At 71.5% G+C, this 17,961-nt stretch carries 16 protein-coding genes and 2 tRNA genes; 13 read left to right on the forward strand and 5 right to left on the reverse strand.

Translation table 11 applies throughout. The features are described 5' to 3' along the window. Positions 1-100 precede the first annotated feature (100 nt). Both ACFCV8_RS28980 and ACFCV8_RS28985 read left to right on the forward strand, forming a co-directional pair. Positions 101-589: a ribose-5-phosphate isomerase gene (locus ACFCV8_RS28980; RefSeq protein ID WP_376688424.1), complete on the forward strand. Its 489-nt coding sequence runs from the start codon at positions 101-103 to the stop codon at positions 587-589. 91 nt (positions 590-680) lie between these two features. Beyond that, positions 681-1,490 (forward strand): Fpg/Nei family DNA glycosylase, encoded by an 810-nt coding sequence (locus tag ACFCV8_RS28985; RefSeq protein WP_376688425.1) that lies wholly within the window; start codon positions 681-683, stop codon positions 1,488-1,490. A gap of 397 nt (positions 1,491-1,887) precedes the next feature. On the opposite strand, the gene ACFCV8_RS28990 is transcribed toward ACFCV8_RS28985, so the two are convergent. After that, complete coding sequence (locus ACFCV8_RS28990; protein ID WP_376688426.1) at positions 1,888-2,451, reverse strand: TetR/AcrR family transcriptional regulator; 564 nt, start codon at positions 2,449-2,451, stop codon at positions 1,888-1,890. Between the two features lie 195 nt (positions 2,452-2,646). On the opposite strand from ACFCV8_RS28990, the gene ACFCV8_RS28995 reads away from it, so the two are divergent. The 4 genes from ACFCV8_RS28995 to ACFCV8_RS29010 all read left to right on the forward strand — a co-directional run bounded on the left by ACFCV8_RS28995 (position 2,647) and on the right by ACFCV8_RS29010 (position 5,782). Beyond that, positions 2,647-3,696, forward strand: a complete 1,050-nt coding sequence (locus ACFCV8_RS28995; RefSeq protein WP_376688427.1) for a medium chain dehydrogenase/reductase family protein — start codon at positions 2,647-2,649, stop codon at positions 3,694-3,696. Between the two features lie 267 nt (positions 3,697-3,963). Beyond that, the gene (locus tag ACFCV8_RS29000; RefSeq protein WP_376688428.1) at positions 3,964-4,368 is read left to right on the forward strand and encodes a nuclear transport factor 2 family protein; all 405 of its coding nucleotides are present in this window, start codon (positions 3,964-3,966) and stop codon (positions 4,366-4,368) included. Positions 4,369-4,497: 129 nt separating this feature from the next. Beyond that, positions 4,498-5,046 carry a nuclear transport factor 2 family protein gene (locus tag ACFCV8_RS29005; protein WP_376688429.1) on the forward strand — a complete coding sequence of 183 codons (549 nt, stop codon included), beginning with the start codon at positions 4,498-4,500 and terminating at the stop codon, positions 5,044-5,046. 247 nt (positions 5,047-5,293) lie between these two features. Beyond that, entirely contained in the window at positions 5,294-5,782 is a 489-nt protein-coding gene (locus ACFCV8_RS29010; RefSeq protein WP_376688430.1) for an acyl-CoA thioesterase, read from the forward strand. Between the two features lie 244 nt (positions 5,783-6,026). Here ACFCV8_RS29010 and ACFCV8_RS29015 read toward each other — a convergent pair whose 3' ends face one another. After that, complete coding sequence (locus ACFCV8_RS29015; protein ID WP_376688431.1) at positions 6,027-7,259, reverse strand: GNAT family N-acetyltransferase; 1,233 nt, start codon at positions 7,257-7,259, stop codon at positions 6,027-6,029. Positions 7,260-7,363: 104 nt separating this feature from the next. On the opposite strand from ACFCV8_RS29015, the gene ACFCV8_RS29020 reads away from it, so the two are divergent. Beyond that, positions 7,364-8,509, forward strand: a complete 1,146-nt coding sequence (locus ACFCV8_RS29020; protein ID WP_376688432.1) for a PP2C family protein-serine/threonine phosphatase — start codon at positions 7,364-7,366, stop codon at positions 8,507-8,509. A gap of 64 nt (positions 8,510-8,573) precedes the next feature. On the opposite strand, the gene ACFCV8_RS29025 is transcribed toward ACFCV8_RS29020, so the two are convergent. Continuing rightward, complete coding sequence (locus ACFCV8_RS29025; protein WP_376688433.1) at positions 8,574-9,776, reverse strand: cation:proton antiporter; 1,203 nt, start codon at positions 9,774-9,776, stop codon at positions 8,574-8,576. Positions 9,777-10,104: 328 nt separating this feature from the next. Between ACFCV8_RS29025 and ACFCV8_RS29030 the strand changes: the two genes are divergently transcribed. From ACFCV8_RS29030 to ACFCV8_RS29040, 3 genes are read left to right on the forward strand one after another with little or no spacing between them, the layout of a single operon-like run. Then, positions 10,105-11,010 carry an ABC transporter ATP-binding protein gene (locus ACFCV8_RS29030; protein ID WP_376688434.1) on the forward strand — a complete coding sequence of 302 codons (906 nt, stop codon included), beginning with the start codon at positions 10,105-10,107 and terminating at the stop codon, positions 11,008-11,010. Beyond that, positions 11,010-13,484: an FtsX-like permease family protein gene (locus tag ACFCV8_RS29035; RefSeq protein ID WP_376688435.1), complete on the forward strand. Its 2,475-nt coding sequence runs from the start codon at positions 11,010-11,012 to the stop codon at positions 13,482-13,484. The genes ACFCV8_RS29030 and ACFCV8_RS29035 overlap by 1 nt, the downstream gene beginning before the upstream one ends. Positions 13,485-13,493: 9 nt before the next feature. Then, complete coding sequence (locus tag ACFCV8_RS29040; protein ID WP_376688436.1) at positions 13,494-14,000, forward strand: HD domain-containing protein; 507 nt, start codon at positions 13,494-13,496, stop codon at positions 13,998-14,000. 39 nt (positions 14,001-14,039) lie between these two features. On the opposite strand, the gene ACFCV8_RS29045 is transcribed toward ACFCV8_RS29040, so the two are convergent. Beyond that, on the reverse strand, positions 14,040-15,212 hold the full coding sequence (locus ACFCV8_RS29045) for an acyltransferase family protein (protein WP_376688437.1): 1,173 nt from the start codon (positions 15,210-15,212) through the stop codon (positions 14,040-14,042). Positions 15,213-15,691: 479 nt separating this feature from the next. Between ACFCV8_RS29045 and ACFCV8_RS29050 the strand changes: the two genes are divergently transcribed. Then, entirely contained in the window at positions 15,692-15,886 is a 195-nt protein-coding gene (locus ACFCV8_RS29050; protein ID WP_352275316.1) for a hypothetical protein, read from the forward strand. A 93-nt stretch (positions 15,887-15,979) separates the two neighbouring features. Here ACFCV8_RS29050 and ACFCV8_RS29055 read toward each other — a convergent pair. Then, a tRNA-Gly gene (locus ACFCV8_RS29055) sits at positions 15,980-16,053 on the reverse strand. A gap of 179 nt (positions 16,054-16,232) precedes the next feature. Between ACFCV8_RS29055 and ACFCV8_RS29060 the strand changes: the two genes are divergently transcribed. Beyond that, positions 16,233-16,309, forward strand: a tRNA-Pro gene (locus ACFCV8_RS29060). Positions 16,310-16,522: 213 nt separating this feature from the next. Continuing rightward, positions 16,523-17,914, forward strand: a complete 1,392-nt coding sequence (gene tig / locus ACFCV8_RS29065) for a trigger factor (protein ID WP_376688438.1) — start codon at positions 16,523-16,525, stop codon at positions 17,912-17,914. The last annotated feature ends 47 nt before the right edge of the window (positions 17,915-17,961 follow it).

The raw sequence follows: 17,961 nt of genomic DNA on the forward strand, positions 1-17,961 counted from the left end.
CCGCGACACCCACGCGGACGGCGGGCCTTCGCCGTCCGTACGGCCCCGGTCCTGACCCCGATGACGGCCCGTGCGCGCCGCACATGCCACACTCGGAGGCATGCGCGTGTACCTCGGCTCGGACCATGCCGGCTATGAACTCAAGAACCACCTCGTCGAGTGGCTCACGGCCCAGGGCCACGAGGCCGTCGACTGTGGCCCCCACATCTACGACGCCCAGGACGACTACCCGCCGTTCTGCCTGCGTGCCGCCGAGCGGACGGTCGCGGACCCGGACAGCCTCGGCATCGTGATCGGCGGCTCCGGCAACGGCGAGCAGATCGCCGCCAACAAGGTCAAGGGCGTCCGCGCCGCTCTCGCCTGGAGCGAGCAGACCGCCGCCCTGGGCCGCGAGCACAACAACGCCAACGTGATCGCCATCGGCGGCCGGATGCACTCGGTGGAGGAGTCCACCAGGTTCGTCGAGGTCTTCCTCGCCACGCCGTACTCGGGCGAGGAGCGCCACACCCGCCGCATCGAGATGCTGTCGGCGTACGAGGCGACCGGCGAGCTCCCCCCGATCCCGGCCCACCACCCGCAGCAGGGCTGAGCCCGCCCGTCTCCTGTGCCGCCGGGCCGCCCCCGGCGGCACAGCCTTTTCCGCACCCCGCCCCAGCAGGAACCGAGGAGCAGCCGCCGCCGTGCCCGAGGGACACACCATCCACCGCCTCGCCGCCGACCACGAGGAGCGGTTCGCCGGACGGCCGGTGCGGGCGAGCAGCCCGCAGGGCAGGTTCTCCGCCGGGGCCGCGCTGCTCGACGGCCGGACCCTCACCGAGGCGGACGCCCACGGCAAGCACCTCTTCCTCGGCTTCGGGGGCGACGACTGGGTCCACATCCACCTGGGCCTCTTCGGCAAGCTCGGCTTCGGTACGGTCCCGGCCCCGCCGCCCACCGACACGGTGCGGCTGCGCCTGCTCAACGACGAGCACCACGCGGACCTGCGCGGACCGACCGCCTGTGCCCTGCTCACCGAGCCGGAGAAGCGCGCGATACACGACCGCCTCGGCCCCGACCCGCTGCGCACCGACGAGGACGGCGAACGGGCCTGGCGGCGGATCTCCCGCAGCCGGATCACCGTCGCCGCCCTGCTGATGGACCAGAAGGTCGTCGCGGGCGTCGGCAACGTCTACCGCGCCGAGGTGCTGTTCCGGCACGGCATCGACCCGTACCGGCCGGGCAAGGACCTCGCGCGGGCGGAGTGGGACGCGATCTGGGCGGACCTGGCGGAGCTGATGCGCGAGGGCGTACGGAACAACCGGATCGACACCGTCCGCCCCGAGCACCTGCCCGAGGCGATGGGCCGCCCGCCGCGCGTCGACGACCACGGCGGCGAGGTGTACGTCTACCGCCGCGCCCGCCAGCCCTGCCACATCTGCGGCGGCGAGATCCGCACCGCCGATCTCGCCGCCCGCAACCTCTTCTGGTGCCCGAGGTGCCAGGCCGCCTGAGGGGCTGGTGCCGTGACCGGGAAGGCTCACCGAGTCCGGGAGCGGTGAGGGGCCGGACGGGCAGTGCGCACCGGGCGTGAGAGATTCGCGCCGTGCCCGTCCGCCTGCACGAATTCGACGACGAGCAGCCGTTGACGCCGGATACCGACGGCCCGGGTCGGACCGTCCAGGGGCCGCGGCGTTCGGGCAGGTCACGTCACGGGACACCGATGCGGATCCGGAACCGGATCCCGTTGAGCACCGTGCGATGCTCGTTCCACCGGCTGCCCCGGCCACCTGAAGGCGGCAGACGCGGATCCAACGACGGCCACTCGCGCTTCGTCGGATCCCACCCGGCCCATGACCCCGCCAACGAGCGGCCGGTCGGAAGCCACATGATCCGCCGGGCAGTGTCCGGCTAGGACTCGTCGAGGTGGGCGAGCGTGGTGATGAGGCGTTCGGCGATGTCCGCCGGCCACGGGAAGGCGACGGTCACCAGCCGCTGGTGGGCGAGCCCGTGCAGGCCGAGCCACAGGGCAATGGCGTCGGCGGCCGGGTCGCTGCTGGTCGCGCAGCCCGCGCGGACGCAGTCCTCGAGAGCGTCGGCGAGCAGTGTCAGGCTCTCCCCGCCCAGGGAGGAGACGTCGCCCTCGGTCACCGAGCTGCTGCCCAGGTCGGGCATCCAGACGCCGTCGAACATCGTGCGGTATCGGCCGGGGTGCTGGTCCGCGAAGTCCAGGTAGGCGTCGCAGAAGGCGAACAGCCGTCCTCTGGCGTCACTGCCCGCGGCGTCCAGGGCGCTGCGCAATTCGGCATCGAGCATGGCGAAGGCCTGTCGCACCACTGCCAGCATGATGCTCGGCTGATCGGGAAAGTGACGGTAGATCGAGGGGGCGGCCACTCCTGCCCGGCGGGCGATGGACCGCAGGGTGACGCTGCTCTGGTCGCCGCTCTCGTCGAGCAGCTCGGTCGCCGCGGCCATGATGTCCTCGCGCAGGCGGCCCCCCTCCCCGCGGGGGTTACGAGCGCGGGCGGGCCTCGGTGAGGCGGGTGCGGGCATGTCTTCTCCCAGGTCGTCGTCTTACGTCAAAAAACTTACAGCCGTTCACCTTGCACATCCAAAGATAACGCCTGTAAGTTTACGGACGTCAGGGAAGTTCCGGACCGGGAGTCCATCGTGCTTGTCAGCCCCATCGCCACCACTGCCACCGAGATCGTTCTGCCTGGGAAGGTCGAGCCGAGCGGCCTCGACGTCCGTGTCCGGGAACTTCCTGCCCCGGCCGAGGGGCAGGTTGTCCTGCGGATGGATGCGACGGGCGTGTCCTTCGCCGAGCAGCAGATGCGCCGCGGCAAGTACTACGACCAGCCGCCTTTCCCCTTCGTCCCCGGATATGACGTGGTCGGCACGGTCACCGCCACTGGCTCGCAGGACGATGCCGCTCTGATCGGGCGGCGTTTCGCGGCGGTCACCAAGGTCGGAGGCTGGGCCAGTCATCTGCTGGTCGACGCCGCGGATCTCGTTCCCGTGCCGGACGAGGTGGACGCCGTCTCCGCCGAGACCGTGGTGGTCAACGGGATCACTGCCTGGCAGATGCTGCACCGGATCGCCAAGGTGCGCAGCGGGGCGACGATCGTGGTCCTGGGCGCCAACGGTGGCGTCGGTTCCACTCTCGTGCAACTCGCCCGGCACGCGGGCGTCAAGGTGATCGGGACGGCGTCGGCCCGTCACCACCCGTACGTGCGCGATCTGGGCGCCACGCCGGTCGACTACCGCGACCCGGACATGTATCGGCGCATCCGGGAGATCGCGCCCGACGGCGTCGACGCGGTGTTCGACCACGTCGGCGGGCCCGGCCTCAGAGAGTCGTGGGGGCTGCTCCGCCGGGGCGGGACCTTGGTGTCCTACGGCACGGCGGCCACGAAGAACGAGGACGGCAATTCCCAACTGCCGGTGCTGCGTTCGGTCGCCCAGCTGGCCCTGTGGAACCACCTGCCCAACGGAAAGAACGCGCACTTCTACAACTTCTGGGCCGGAAAGCGACGTCTTGAAGCCTTTCGCGGGCGACTGCGCGAGGACCTCACCCAGGTGCTGAGGCTGCTGGCCGACGGGGCGCTCACTCCGCAGATCGCCGCCCGGTTCCCGTTGGCCGAGGCAAGCGCGGCGCTGGCGCTCGCCGAATCCCGCACGGTCGCCGGCAAGGTCGTCATCGTTTCCGATCCGAACTAGGGGCTGCCGAGCCCGCCCCCGGATCATTCGCCCCTCACCGCGTTCGTCCCTGACGCCTGACGCCTGACGCCTGACCCGCACCCTCGACCACGCCACAAGGCGCGAGCCGATCGCGAACCCGTGCGATCGTCCCGGCCGTCCACGGTGTCCCGCACGCCCGCCCCCGCAAACGGTCCGGGCGCCGCAGACCTGGAACCCGGAACTTGCACCGGCACCGGCAATGCCGTCCCAACCCCCTGTCACCAAACACCTGTTGAAGGCGCTGCAATGAACCTCGACCAGATCGTCACCGCCTGGGCCGCCGCATGGAGCGGTACCGACCCGGCAGCCCTGGGCGCCCTGTTCACCCCGAACGCCACCTACATCGACCAGGGAATCGGCGTAGCCATGGTCGGCCGCGAGCAGATCTCCGGCTGGAAGGCCCGCACCGACGCCGGGATCGAGGACGTGCGGGTCACCGTGAACCACGCCTCGTACTGCGGTGACCGCATCACCGTCGAGGGCGTGTACGCCGGGCACATCAAGGGAGCGCCCGCCCCGTTCGCCGTCCCGCTGGCCACGCTGCTCGACCTGGAGAACGGTGAGATCGCCAGGGACCAGGACTTCTACAGCCTGAACACGGTTTTCACCCAGTCCGGTCTGCCCGCCGACTGGACCCCGGCCGCCTCCTGACACCCCGCAATCCGATTCGGCGCACTCCGTGACCGCCGCGCCGGCCCCGGACGGCCCGAGCACCGCCCCGACCGGCCCCACCGGCCACGAACCATTCAGAAGCCCTGATCAGAAAAGGAACACCACACCATGAAGAAGCTGTCGCTGCGCACCCGCGTCCTGACCGGCGCCGTCGTCGCCCTCGTCGGCGCGGGGACCTTCGGCGCGATGTCCGCCAACGCCTCCGGCCCGGCCGTCACCACCGTGCATGCCGCACATCACCAGCCTGCCAAGCACCTGCCCAGCACTGTCAGGGCCTGGAGCGCTGCTTGGAGCGGCTCCGACCCCGCCGCGCTCGGCAAGCTGTTCACCGCCAACGGCACGTACACCGATCAGGCGATCGGGGTCACCATGACCGGCCGGGAGCAGATCGCAGGCTGGAAGGCGCGCACCGACGCCACGATGGAGAACGTCCGCGTGACGGTGAAGGACGCATGGCGCGAGGGCGGGCACCACATCACGATCCGGGGCGTGTACTCCGGGCACATCAAGGGCGCGCCGAAGCCCTTCGCGGTGCCGAGCGTCACCCTGCTGGACACCGATGGCCGCCGGATCACCGCCAACCAGGACTTCTACAACCTCGCCGATGTCCTCGCCCAGTCGGGACTGCCCGCCGACTGGACCCCCGCCGCCGGCTGAATCCGGCACCACTCACAGCTACCGAGGAATCGGTGAGCGCGGCCACCGAACACCGCGCCGACGACTTTGTGTCCATCGCCGAAACCGCCGACGGACAGTGGACGGCCCGTGCCCGGATGGGCCCAGGAAGCCGTGCCCGCTGTACGCGCGGCAGTCGGTTCCCCTTGACCGGAGCGGTCACCGAGGCTCGGTGACCGCCCCCCGGACCCGCCCTTCGGCGGAGCCGGGACACAGTGACCAAGAGATAGTGGCGGAACGTATGTCCAAGGTTTTCAAGAAGTCCTTCGAGGTGCGCTGGGACGATGTGGACCTCAACGGCCATCTGCGCAACACGAGGTACCTGGAGTACGCGAGCACCGCACGCCTGAGCCGCTTGGCGGAGGCGGGATGGGGCGTTCGCGCGTTGCAGAAGGAGGGCTTCACCATCGTCATGCTCGGCGAGGAGGTCGCGTATCTGCGTGAGGTCTTCCTCGCCGAGCGGGTCAGCGTGTCGTGCGAGGTCGTGGGGCTGAGCGCCGACGGTTCGCGGTGGCGGATCCGGCACTCCATATTCCGGGAGAACGGTGAAGAAGCCGCAGTGGTACGCGCACTCGGCGCGTGGATCGACATTCGCGCCCGGAAGATCACGGCACCGCCATCTGGAATCCGAGCCGCTCTCGAGGCCGATCGATCGGACGACTTCGAGGTGATCGGCGTCCCGCCCCGACGCACCGTTGAAGCCGGCGCGCAGGGTTAGTCCCCACACTGTGCAGTTCGGCGTGGGGCCGATGCGGCAAGCGGTCCGAGAACGGACGGAGCTCCTGCCGAACCGTGTCGGCAAAGATCACTGTTCGGCAGGAGCTCCGTCCGACGTGCCGGCTCCGGACGCAACGCCGAAGGCATCGCCGACCGCCCCGGCGGCAGAACCACGATCAGCGCCGGCATCCTCACCGGAGCTCCTCGGCGGGACCGCTCCCAGCGCCGACCGCACAGCACTCGTTCTAGAACCCCCGGGGCAGCCACGGGGCCACGTCGGAGAGGAAGGCCGCCGAGGCGTCGGCCAGCGCGCCCGGGGTGAGCTCCCGTACCCGCCCGGCCCCGGCCAGCGCGCTCAGCGCCTCGCCGCCCAGGTACGCCGAGCCGAGCTCCCGTACCGAGAGCGCGAGGTCGGCCGGGTCCTCGGTCCGGCGGCACGTCGCGACGCCCTTCGCGTCCGCGGTCAGCCGCCAGCGCCCCGCGTTCCAGGGGCAGAACGCGTCCTCCACGTCGAACACCACGTCCAGCGGCCCCCGGTACGTCCGCGCCTCCAGCGCCGCCCCCAGCTCCACCAGCCGGATGTGGAGGCAGTCACGGACCCGGACGTTGCACCGACGGTCGTCCGTCACCAGGTGCAGGACCGGGTCGTCGACCGGACGGTTGCGGGCCACCACCGTCGTCATCAGGTCGATGTCGAGGACGAGCCGCCACAGCGCCGCGTACGCCGCCGGGTCCAGCGCCTGCAGGTCGTTGACCTCGACGGTGCCCTTGGGACCGGACGGTTCCCACGCCGGCCTGAGGCGGTAGTTCACATAGCCGACGACCTGCCCGTCCAGCTCCGCCAGCACGCACTGCTGCGCCGAGGCGCCCTGCCGGTTCTCGGCCGCGTCGATCATCGGCTTGCGCTCCCAGCCGGGCCCGTGGACCGGGACGCCGGGCCGGCCCGGCACCAGCCGCGCGTACACGCTCTCGCAGGCCGCCGTCGCCTCGTCGGGCTTCGCGTGGCGCAGCCGCACCTCGTCCGTGCCCGGCGGCACCTCGAGGCGGACCCGGTCCTTCTCGATCGTCAGCGACATCTGCCGCGAGGCCGCGCCGTAGCCGAACCGGCCGTAGATCACCGGCTCGGAGGCCGTCAGCACGGCGAACGGTTCGCCCAGCGCGCGGATGTCGTCCAGCTGACGGCGCATCATCGAGGTCAGCAGCCCGCGCCTGCGGTGCGTGGAGGCGACGCTCACCATCGTGATCCCCGCGGCGGGCACCACCGCCCCGCCCGGCACGGCCACCCGGAAGCTGAACGCCCCCGCCGTGCCGACCACGTCGTCACCGTCCCAGATGCCGAGCGAACGCTCGGGCTCGGTCAGCTCCTCCAGCAGCTCGCGCTCCTCGGGCGACTCCGGAACACCTCCGAACGCCAGCTCCAGACATTCGAACCATTGGTTCCATTCGGACGGACGCAGTACGCGGAGCTCAGTAGTCATGGGCCATGCCTACCAGGGCTTCAGCGGCGGAGCGAGCCGATTTCGAACGCATTGCCACGGGGTACCCCTGCACCTCGGGCGGCCGGGTCGATAGGGTCCCCGCAATGGCCCGTCGCACAGGAGCAGACACCTACCCGGCCCGATTGCGGAAATCGGCGCACCGGGTACGCGTCGCGCTGCGCAAATCCGGGGTCGACTACTTCCGCGGCGACGGCTCCGACTGGATCGCCCTGGTCGGCCTGCTGCTGACCGTCCCCGCCATCACCGTCGCCACCCTCGTCGAATCCGTCTGGGTCTCCCCGGCCGCACTCGTGCTGCCGATCGTCGCGGGCGGGCTGCTGCTGCGCCCGGCCAGCCTCCTCGGGCTGTACGCGACCGCCGCGACGGCCCTGATCGTGGAGTCGGCCGTGCTGGGGCCCTACCAGGGCGGCCCGGCCCGGGTGACCCCCGGCATCGTCCTGGTGGTCGCCGCCTGCGGCCTGTTCGGGCTGGTCCTCGCGCAGTTCCGGGCCCGGGTCGGGGTGCCGTGGCGGCGCGGCGGCACCATGCTCTTCGACCTCCGCGAACGCATCCGGGTCCAGAGCGCCCTGCCCCGGCTGCCGCAGGGCTGGCACCGCGAGATGGCGCTGCGCCCGGCCGGCGGGCAGTCCTTCTCCGGGGACTTCGTCGTCGCCGCCCGCACCAACGGCGGGCGGACCCTGGAGGCCGTGCTCACCGACGTCTCCGGCAAGGGCATGGACGCGGGCTCCCGCGCGCTGCTGCTCTCCGGGGCCTTCGGCGGGCTGCTCGGCTCGCTGCCCCCGCACGGCTTCCTCCCGGCGGCCAACGGATATCTGCTGCGCCAGGACTGGGACGAGGGCTTCGCGACCTCGATCCATCTGGTGCTGGACCTGGATTCGGGCGACTACGAGCTCCTCTCGGCCGGCCACCCGCCCGCCCTCCAGCTCCACTCGGGCAGCGGCCAGTGGGAGGAGATGGCGGCCGAGGGGCCGCTGCTGGGGGTGTACGACGGGGCGCAGTTCGACGCGGTGAAGGGCTCGCTGGCCCCCGGCGACGTACTCATGCTGTTCACGGACGGCCTGGTCGAGGCGTCGGACCGGGACATCGCCGAGGGCATCGACCGGCTGACCGGCGAGGCCGACCGCTATGTCGCCACCGGCTTCGAGGGCGCGGCCTGGCACCTGATCGAGGCGTGCGCCAAGGACGTCAACGACGACCGGGCGCTGCTCCTCCTGTCGCGCAGGGCCTGAGCGGGTCACGCGCACGGCCCGGCGGGGTCCGCGGGGCCGTACGCGCAACGGCCGGGAGGGAGCCTCAGGCCCGTACCGCGAGCGGTTCGGCGGCGTCCTCGCCACCGGCCCCGCTGCCCCGGTCGCGGTCGCGTCCGCCCGGCAGGACGCGGGCCAGCCAGTGCGAGCGCCCGGCGGCCAGCGGGGCCAGCACCGCGAGCAGCAGTACGTAGCCCGCGATGAACGGGGAGAGCCGCTCGTCCAGCCCGGCGGCGGCCGCCATCGTGGCGAGGATCAGGGCGAACTCGCCGCGGGCCACCAGCGTGGTGGAGATGTTCGCGGTGGCCTGCGGGCCGAAGGAGTAGACCTTCGCGGCGGCGAGACCGGCCAGCACGTTCATGACCAGGGTCACCGCGACGGCGGCCAGCACCGGCCAGAACACGGTCGGCAGGTCGCCGGGGTCGATGGAGAGCCCGAAGGCGAAGAAGAAGATGGCGCCGAAGGCGTCCCGCAGCGGGTGGACCAGCTTCAGGATGCGTTCGCCGGACGTGGTGCTGCCGAGCATCAGACCGACCATGAACGCGCCGATCGCGTCCGCCACCCCGAACCACTCCGAGACCCCCGCCACCAGGACCGCGGCGCCGAGGAAGGAGATGACCAGCAGTTCGTCGTCCCGGGTGCTGATCAGCCTGCCGATGACCCGGGTGCCGAAACGGGCGATCAGCGCGAGCAGCAGCAGGAAGCCGAAGGCCTTGCCGCCGTCGACCGCCGCGGAGGAGAGGCTGTCGGCGCCCGACAGGATGGGCTGGAGGGCGGCCAGGTACAGGGCGAGGAAGACGTCCTCGACCACGATGATGCCGAGGATCGGCCTGGTCTCGGGATTGCCGATCCGGCCCAGGTCGACCAGGACCTTGGTGACGATCGCCGAGGACGAGATGCCGAGCACTCCGGCGAGGACCAGCGCCTCGGAGGTGCCCCAGCCCAGCGCGAAGCCGAAGCCGAGCCCGGCGCCCACGTTCAGGGCGAGGTAGGTGCCGCCCGCGATCGCCATCTTGCGGCCGCCGGTCCTGAGGTCGTCGAGGTGGAATTCGAGACCGAGGTAGAAGAGCAGCAGGACCAGGCCGAGCGCGGAGAGCATCTCCAGCTCGTGCGGGTCGGCCACGAGGACGATGCCAGGGGTGTGCGGGCCGAGCAGGATCCCGGCCAGGATGAACAGGGGGATGGTCGGCAGTCCGATGCGGCTGCCGACGCGGGCGAGAACGGCGGCGGCCAGGAAGGCGCCGCCCATGGCGATGAGCGTGTCTGCGTGTCCGATGAGCCCGGTCCTTCACTAGGTCAAGAATGCGTCAAGAAAGCGTCAGTAATTAGTTTACCGAACAGTTGACCTTGCAAGTGTCGGCACGTCGAAATCTCTTGCGAACCCCCGGTGAACCCGCCGGGTGCCGCACGCCCGGTACCCGCGCAAGCCTCTGCGCCGACGGCCTTCCCCCGATACGGCCTGGGGTTTTCCCCACCCCCGATCCGCCAGCAGCCGCCATGTTCCGCGCCAGCCCCCGCTCCGTAGGTTCGAAGCACGGCCGAAGAAGCGGCCGACCAGCAACGGGAAGGCGGACGACATGGGGCTGCGAGCCACCAGGCGGCGCGGGCAGGACGACCAGTACGCGGCGGGCATCCACCACGGACCCGGCGCCACCGGCCTCGACGGGGCCGCGGGCCTTCACGGGGCCACGGGCCCGCGGGGAGCGGGCACCGCGGACCTCGCCGTCGAACTGCGCGGCGTACGCCGGCGGTACGGCCGCGGCAGCTCCACCGTCCACGCGCTGCGCGGCATCGACCTCGCCCTCCCGCGCGCCACCTTCACCGCCGTGATGGGCCCCTCCGGCTCCGGCAAGTCGACCTTCCTCCAGTGCGCGGCCGGACTCGACCGCCCCACCGAGGGCTCGGTACGGCTCGGCGGCACCGAGATCACCGGCCTGAGCGAGAACCGGCTCACCGAACTGCGCCGCACCCGCCTCGGCTTCGTCTTCCAGTCCTTCAACCTGCTGCCGTCCCTGACGGTCGAGCAGAACGTCGTCCTGCCCATGCGCCTGGCCGGACAGAGCGCCCGCTCCGCACGCGGCCGCCGCGAGGCCGCCGAGATCCTGGACCGGGTCGGCCTCGGCGACAAGGGCGGCCGCCGCCCCAGCCAGCTCTCCGGCGGCCAGCAGCAGCGCGTCGCCGTCGCCCGCGCCCTGGTCACCCGGCCCGACGTGATCTTCGCCGACGAGCCGACCGGTGCCCTCGACACCACCACCGCCGCCGAGATCCTCGCCCTGCTCCGCAACGCGGTGGACCACCTCGGCGCCACCCTCGTCATGGTCACCCACGACCCCGCCGCCGCGGCCTATGCCGACCAGGTCCTCTTCCTCGCCGACGGCGCGATCGCCGACAGCCTGCCGCGCTCCGGCGCGGACCGGATCGCCGCCCGGATGACCGCCCTGACCGCGCGTACCGCCCACGTCCCTGCCGGAGCAGCAGCCTGATGTTCACCCCGCACGCCCCGAACGGTCTCGCCCGCGCGGCCGTCCGGTTCAAACCCTCGTCGTTCGTCGGAACGTTCGTCGCGCTCCTGCTGGCCGCGGCCATCGCCTCCGCCTGCGGCATCCTGCTGGAGACCGGCCTGCGCGCCTCGGTCCCGGCCGACCGCTACGCCAAGGCCCCCGTGGTGGTCGCCGCCGACCAGCAGATCCACCTGACGACCGGCACCGGCGACAGCACGGAGACCGCCGACTTCCTCGTCCCGGACACCGCCCGGCTGCCCGAGTCCCTGGTGGCCAGGGCGGCGGACGTCCCCGGCGCGGCCACCGCCGTCGGTGACGTCGCCTACCCCGTACGCCAGGACGGCACCCCCCTCACCGCCCACGGCTGGGGCTCCGCCGCCCTCACCGGCACCACGCTCGCCGACGGCACCGCACCCCGCACCGGCGAGGTCGTCCTGCCCGCCGCGGGCAAGGGCCGCACCGGCGACCGGGTCACCCTCGACACCCCCACGGGCGCACGGGAATTCCGCGTCTCGGGCACCACCGCCGCTCCCGGCACCGTCTGGTTCGCCGACCACCAGGCCGTACGGCTCTCCGGACACCCCGGCCGGGTCGACGCCATCGCCGTGTTCGCCGCACCCGGCACCGCCACCACCACCCTCGCCGACCAGGTACGCGAAGCCGTCGGGCACACCGCCGCCGCCCGGGTCCACACCGGTGACGACCGCGGCGCCGTCGAGACCCCGGCCCTCGCGAGCACGAAGGAACTCCTCTTCGGCCTCGGTGTCTCCTTCGGCGGCGTCGCCACCATGGTCGCCGTCATGACCGCGGCCGGGACCGTCGCCCTCGGCGTGGGCCAGCGCGGCCGCGAGTTCGCCCTGCTCCGCGCCATCGGCGCCACCCCGCGCCAGCTGCGCCGCACCGTCGCCACCGAGTCGCTGCTCGTCGCCCCGCTCGCCGGAGCGCTCGGCTGCCTCCCCGGCACCGCCCTGGCCGCCTGGTGGTTCGGCCAGCTCCAGGACCGCGGCGCCGTCCTCGGCTCCATCGGCCTGAAGGTCTCCTGGATGCCGTTCGCCGCCGCCGTCGGCCTGTCCCTGCTCACCGCGCTGAGCGCCGGATACCTCGCCGCCCGGCGCCCCGCCCGGATGAGGCCCGGACTCGCGCTCGCGCAGACCGCCGTGGAACGCGCCCCGTTCGGCCCGGTCCGCACCCCCATCGGCGTCCTCGCCCTGATCGGCGGCGGGACCCTCGCCGGTGTCGCCGCCTCCAGCGCGGGCGACGACGCGGCCAACGCGGCTCTCGGCGTCGTCATGCTCTTCATGCTCGCGGTCGGGCTGCTCGGCCCGGTCATCGCCCGGATCTGCGCCGCCGTCCTCGGACTCGCGCTGCGCGCCGCCGGTGCCCCGGGCTCGCTGGCCGCCGCCAACTCCCGTACCAACTCCCGCCGGCTGGCCTCCGCGATCACTCCGATCGTGCTCGCCATGGCCTTCGCGTCCACGCTCGTCTTCATGCAGACCAGCCAGGAGCGGGTCACCGCCCACCAGCAGCGTGACGCGATCACCGCCGACCACATCGTCACCGCCCCGGCCGGACTCGGCTCCGACGCCACCGCGCGGGCCGCCGCCACCCCCGGGGTCACCACCGCCGTGGGGCTGCTCCGCACCTCCGTGCTGGTCTCCGGCGGCCCCGGCCCCCAGCTGACCAGCGTCTCCGCGCAGGGCGTCATCGGCACCGGCGAACAGCTCGCCCGGGTCCAGGACCTCGACGTCAGGGCCGGCTCCCTCGGCGCCCTGCGGCCCGGGACCGTCGCCGTCGACACCACGCTCGCCGGCACCGCGGACGTGGCCACCGGCGACCGCCTCGCCCTGCGGCTGCCCGACGGCACCAGGGCGTACCCGAAGGTCGTCGCGGTCTACGGACGCGGCCTCGGCACCAGCCTCCTCACCTTCCCCGCCGCCGACCTCGAGAACCGCATGACCGCCCCGTACGCCTCCGAGGTCCTGGTCCGCGCCACCCCGGCCGGCGCGAAGAGGCTCACCGCGCTCGGCACCGTCACCGACTCCTCCGGCTACGCCGCCGCACAGGACGAGGCCCGCGAACTGAACGCCTGGGCCAACACCGTCATGGCCGCCGTGCTCGGCGGGTTCGCCGCCGTCGCCGCCGTCAACACCCTGGTGATGACCGTCCTCGACCGCCGCCGCGAACTGACCATGCTGCGCCTGGTCGGCTCCACCCGCCGCCAGGTCATGGGCATGATCCGCTGGGAGGCGCTGCTGGTCACGGTGGCCGGAGCCGCGCTCGGCACCGCCATCGCCCTGGCCACGCTCTTCCCGATGATGAAGGGCCTGACCGGCGAGTCCCCGTACATCCCGCCGCTCGTGTACGGGACCTTCGTCGCCGCGACCATCGGCGTCGGCCTCGCCGCCATGCTGCTCCCGGCCCGGGCGGCCCTGCGTACGGCGGACGCCCGGCCGTAGGGTCGGGTCATGACCGGACGCCGCACCCCCCTGACCCTGGCCGAAGTCGAGGCGATCGCCCGCGAGGCCCACGCCCACCAGCGCGACAAGGCGGGACGCCCGTACGCCGAACACCTCGCCGCCGTCGCGGAAGGCGTACGGGCCCGGGGCGGCAGCGACGAACAGATCGCCGCGGCCTGGCTGCACGACGCGGTCGAGGACGACGCGCTGTCGGCCCGCTGGCTGGCCGGAGCGGACCTGCCGCAGCAGGTGAAGGACATGGTCCTCGCCGTCACCAAACGGGACGGCGAGGACCTTCCCGCGTACACCCGGCGCATCCTGGACACCCCGGGCGCCCTGCTGGTCAAGGAGGCGGACCTGGCCCACAACGCGGACCCGGCCCGCCTCGCCGTCCTGGAACCGGCGACCCGTACCCGGCTGACCGAGAAGTACTCCCTGGTACGCGGACTGCTCGGACTCACCCCGGACGAATCGCCCACCGACCGATCGAATCAAGCCAACACGGCGGAGTCCTGACCCGGCCCCCCGGCAGACCCGCCGCCCGGCCCCTCCGGTTCAGCGCCGGGCGGAATTCCTCCGGAACGCCCAGCTCATGTCCGGCTCCGTCACCGCCCGCAGCGCCCGCCGCACCGGGGGCGTGCACATCAGCGTCACCGCGACGGCGGCGACGACGGAGACCAGAACCAGCCCGACGGGTTCCGCCAGCCAGTCGTAGACGTCGAACACCCCGGCGTACCCGGCTCCCTTGATCAGGAAGCCGTGCAGCAGATAGCCGCAGATCGTCCCGGCGCCGAGCGCCGTGAACCACATGCGACGGCGCGGCACCCAGGCCAGGAACCCGACGGTGAGCAGCAGTGCGGCGCAGAACATCACCAGGGTCATCACCGCCCCCGACCACCACGGGGCGTCCAGCTCCTGGGCGCTGCTGCTGCGGTAGAACCAGCCCAGCTGCATCCGCGGCGCCGCCCAGTAGGCGAGGGCCACGGCCCCGGCGAACAGCGGGACGGCGAGCAGTCGCACCTCGCGCCGGTGCACCAGCCGGAAGTGCTCGGGGCGCAGCCGGAGCCCCAGCACGAAGAAGGGCAGGAACTGGAGCACGCGCTGGAGGTCCAGGTCGTCGCCGATCGAGGGGGAGAAGGAGGCGAGCATCGCGATCACCAGCGCCACCGGCAGCGGGTGGCGCAGCGCCTGCCAGATCGGCGTGGTGAGCCGCCAGACGAACAGCGCGACCAGGAACCAGGTGAGGAACCAGGGGTCGAGCAGGCTGACCGACCAGTCGTCCGAGTCGCCCGCGAGCGACCGGAACAGCGAATACGCCGTCTCGAACACGACATAGGGCACGGCGACCCCGGTGACCAGGCGCTTCACCTTGGCCGCGGACATGTCGAACGAGCGGGAGAAGTAGCCGGAGATGATGATGAACGCCGGCATGTGGAAGGTGTACGCCACCATGTACAGCGCGCGGGCGGTCCGACTGCCGTCCATCACGGGTTCCCACGAGTGCGCCACCGCGACCAGCACGATGGCCAGGTATTTGACGTTGTCGAAGTAGGCCTCGCGCCGCTTCGCCGGTGAGCCGTCCGCAGGCCTGTTCGCCACCGGTGCGGCGGATGTCACCCGGGCGGGGGGCGCCGCGACGTCGGTCGACGTCCCTCTGCGTCCGGGCTCCGACTCCTGGTTCGCCGATGGGAGGGGGGCCCTCTGAATTGCGTTCGGAGCGTGGAACATCCCAGGCACTCTAGACGGCCGGATTGGAATTCGTAAAACCCCTCGGGGATATCACGTACTCCTGACCATTCGAAAGTGAAACTGCCGTCAACCGACCATTATGCACCGATTCATCCACCTTAAATGGGGCATATCGGCAAGATTATACGCGGCGGAATTTTAATAGCACCGGAATCTTGGAATTGCCTGTGAATGAAGTGTGTGGGTATGGAAGTCGTCACAATGAAAGCCGGTCGGTGTTCCTTGGCCAATCGTTCACGCGCGACCGCGAGGGGCTGTGGCGGAGGCTCCGTGCGCCCCTGCGTGCGGCCATGCGCCCCTGATGCGCGCGGGGCGCGGGATTGGCGAGAACCGGTCACATCGGTCCGTCACCCGGCAGCGACCACAGGGGAGTTGGTGGCACGATGGACCGGACGGAGGAGTGCCGCGTCGCACCTCTCCGGGCCGGCAAGGCGGACCGACCGAAGGTGTGATCAGACGTGGCCATTTCGCTGTCTGTGGTGTTGATGTTGGCGATCATCCTGGTCGTGCTGATCAGAGGCGGTTCCCTCAAAGCCGGACCGGCGGTCGTCGCGGTGCTCTTCGGCTTCTTCCTGGCGTCGAGCGGCATGGCGCCGTCGATCCAGCGCTTCCTCGACTCGATAGCGCAGACCGTCAGCCAGCTCTCCTTCTGACCCGCGCGCATCCGGCCCGCGCGCACCTCCACCCGTGCGGGGGAACGCGAAAGGCCCGGTCCGGCGAGGAATTCGCCGGACCGGGCCCAAGCATGGAGCGGGCGACGGGAATCGAACCCGCGTAGCTAGTTTGGAAGACTAGGGCTCTACCATTGAGCTACGCCCGCACAGCCGTACCGCAGGCCCGGAAGGCCGACGGCACGTGGAGCATCGTAGCGGGTCGCGGACGCTGTCCGCACACCTCTTCCTCGCGGACCCGGCGCCGCCGTCGGAGGCGGCTTCGGTGCGGCCCGCGCAAAGCTGCCGACGCACCGCCTCGCTGCATGTACCCTACGTGTCGCACCGACGGGGTGTGGCGCAGCTTGGTAGCGCGTCCGCTTTGGGAGCGGAAGGTCGTCGGTTCGAATCCGGCCACCCCGACCAACCGGCACGATCAGGGACCACCGCGGAGCGGACCCGGGACCACCCGCGCGATGCGTCGGCCACGGGCGGGAGCGCATTGCGGGAGTCCGACTCCTTGCCGTTACTATGCAAAATGCGTGCCCGTGTGTCTGATGTACCGGGCTCGGTCCGCGAAGCCGCCAACCGTGCGGCGGAGCAGAACCCCAAGAAGTCAGCCACCAAGGAGACCGAACCGTGAAGAGCGCCGTGGAGACCCTGAACCCGACCCGGGTTCGGCTCACTGTCGAGGTGCCCTTCGAGGAGCTCAAGGACAGCCTCGACGCGGCGTACAAGAAGATCAACCAGCAGGTCACGGTGAAGGGCTTCCGCAAGGGCAAGATCCCTGCCCGGGTCATCGACCAGCGCTTCGGCCGCGGTGCGGTGCTGGAGGAGGCCGTCAACGACGCCCTCCCGAAGTTCTACACCGAGGCCGTCAACGAGGGTGAGCTCAACGTCCTCGGCCAGCCGGAGGTCGACATCACCGAGCTGAAGGACGGCGAGCTGCTGGCCTTCACCGCCGAGGTTGACGTACGCCCCGAGATCGAGATTCCGGACTACTCCGGCATCGAGGTCACCGTCGACGCCCTCGAGGTCAGCGACGAGGACGTCGAGAAGGCCGTGGAGCAGCTCCGCGAGCGCTTCGCCTCCACCAACCCGGTCGAGCGCGCCGCCGCCGAGGGCGACGTCGTGACGGTCGACCTGCAGGCCGAGGTCGACGGCGAGGTGCTGGAGGACGGCGTGGCCGAGGGTGTCTCGTACACCATCGGTTCCGGCGAGCTCCTCGACGGCATCGACGCCGCCGTGACCGGCCTGGAGGCGGGTGGCGAGGCCACCTTCACCTCCGAGCTGAAGGGCGGCTCCGCCGCGGGCAAGGAGGCCCAGGTCACCGTCAAGGTCACCGACGTCGCCGCCCGCGAGCTGCCCGAGCTGGACGACGAGTTCGCCCAGATGGCCAGTGAGTTCGACACCCTCGACGAGCTGAAGGCCGACAGCCGCAAGCGCCTGGAGAACACCAAGCAGTACGACCAGGCCACCCAGGCCCAGGAGCGTGTCCTGGACGAGCTGCTCAAGCTCGCCGAGGTCCCGATCCCGGAGAAGCTGCTCGCGGACGAGATCCAGACCCGCAAGCACAACCTGGAGCACCACCAGCTCGGCCAGATGGGTCTGACCCTCGACAAGTACCTGGAGATCCAGGGCAAGACCGCCGAGGAGTTCGACACCGAGACCTCCGAGCAGGCGATCAAGGGCATCAAGACCCAGTTCATCCTGGACGAGATCGTCAACAAGGAGAAGCTCAACGTCAACCAGGAGGAGCTCACCGAGCACCTCATGCGGCGTGCCGCCTCCTCCGGCATGAGCCCGGACCAGTTCGCCCAGGCCGTCGTCGAGGGCGGCCAGGTGCCGATGCTCGTCGGCGAGGTCGCCCGCGGCAAGGCGCTGGCCGTGGTCGTCGAGGCCGCCAAGGTCGTCGACACCAACGGTGAGGTCATCGACCTGGAGGACGAGGAAGAGGAGGCCATCGAGGTCGTCGAGGCCGCCGAGGGCACCGACGCCGCCGAGGCCGCCGAGGAGAAGACCGAGGCCTGAGCCTCGCGCTGAACCCCGCACGACGGGCTCCGGACGCACCCGCGTCC

Origin of the sequence: Streptomyces sp. NPDC056347 (assembly GCF_042262625.1) — a bacterium.
Classification (GTDB): domain Bacteria; phylum Actinomycetota; class Actinomycetes; order Streptomycetales; family Streptomycetaceae; genus Streptomyces.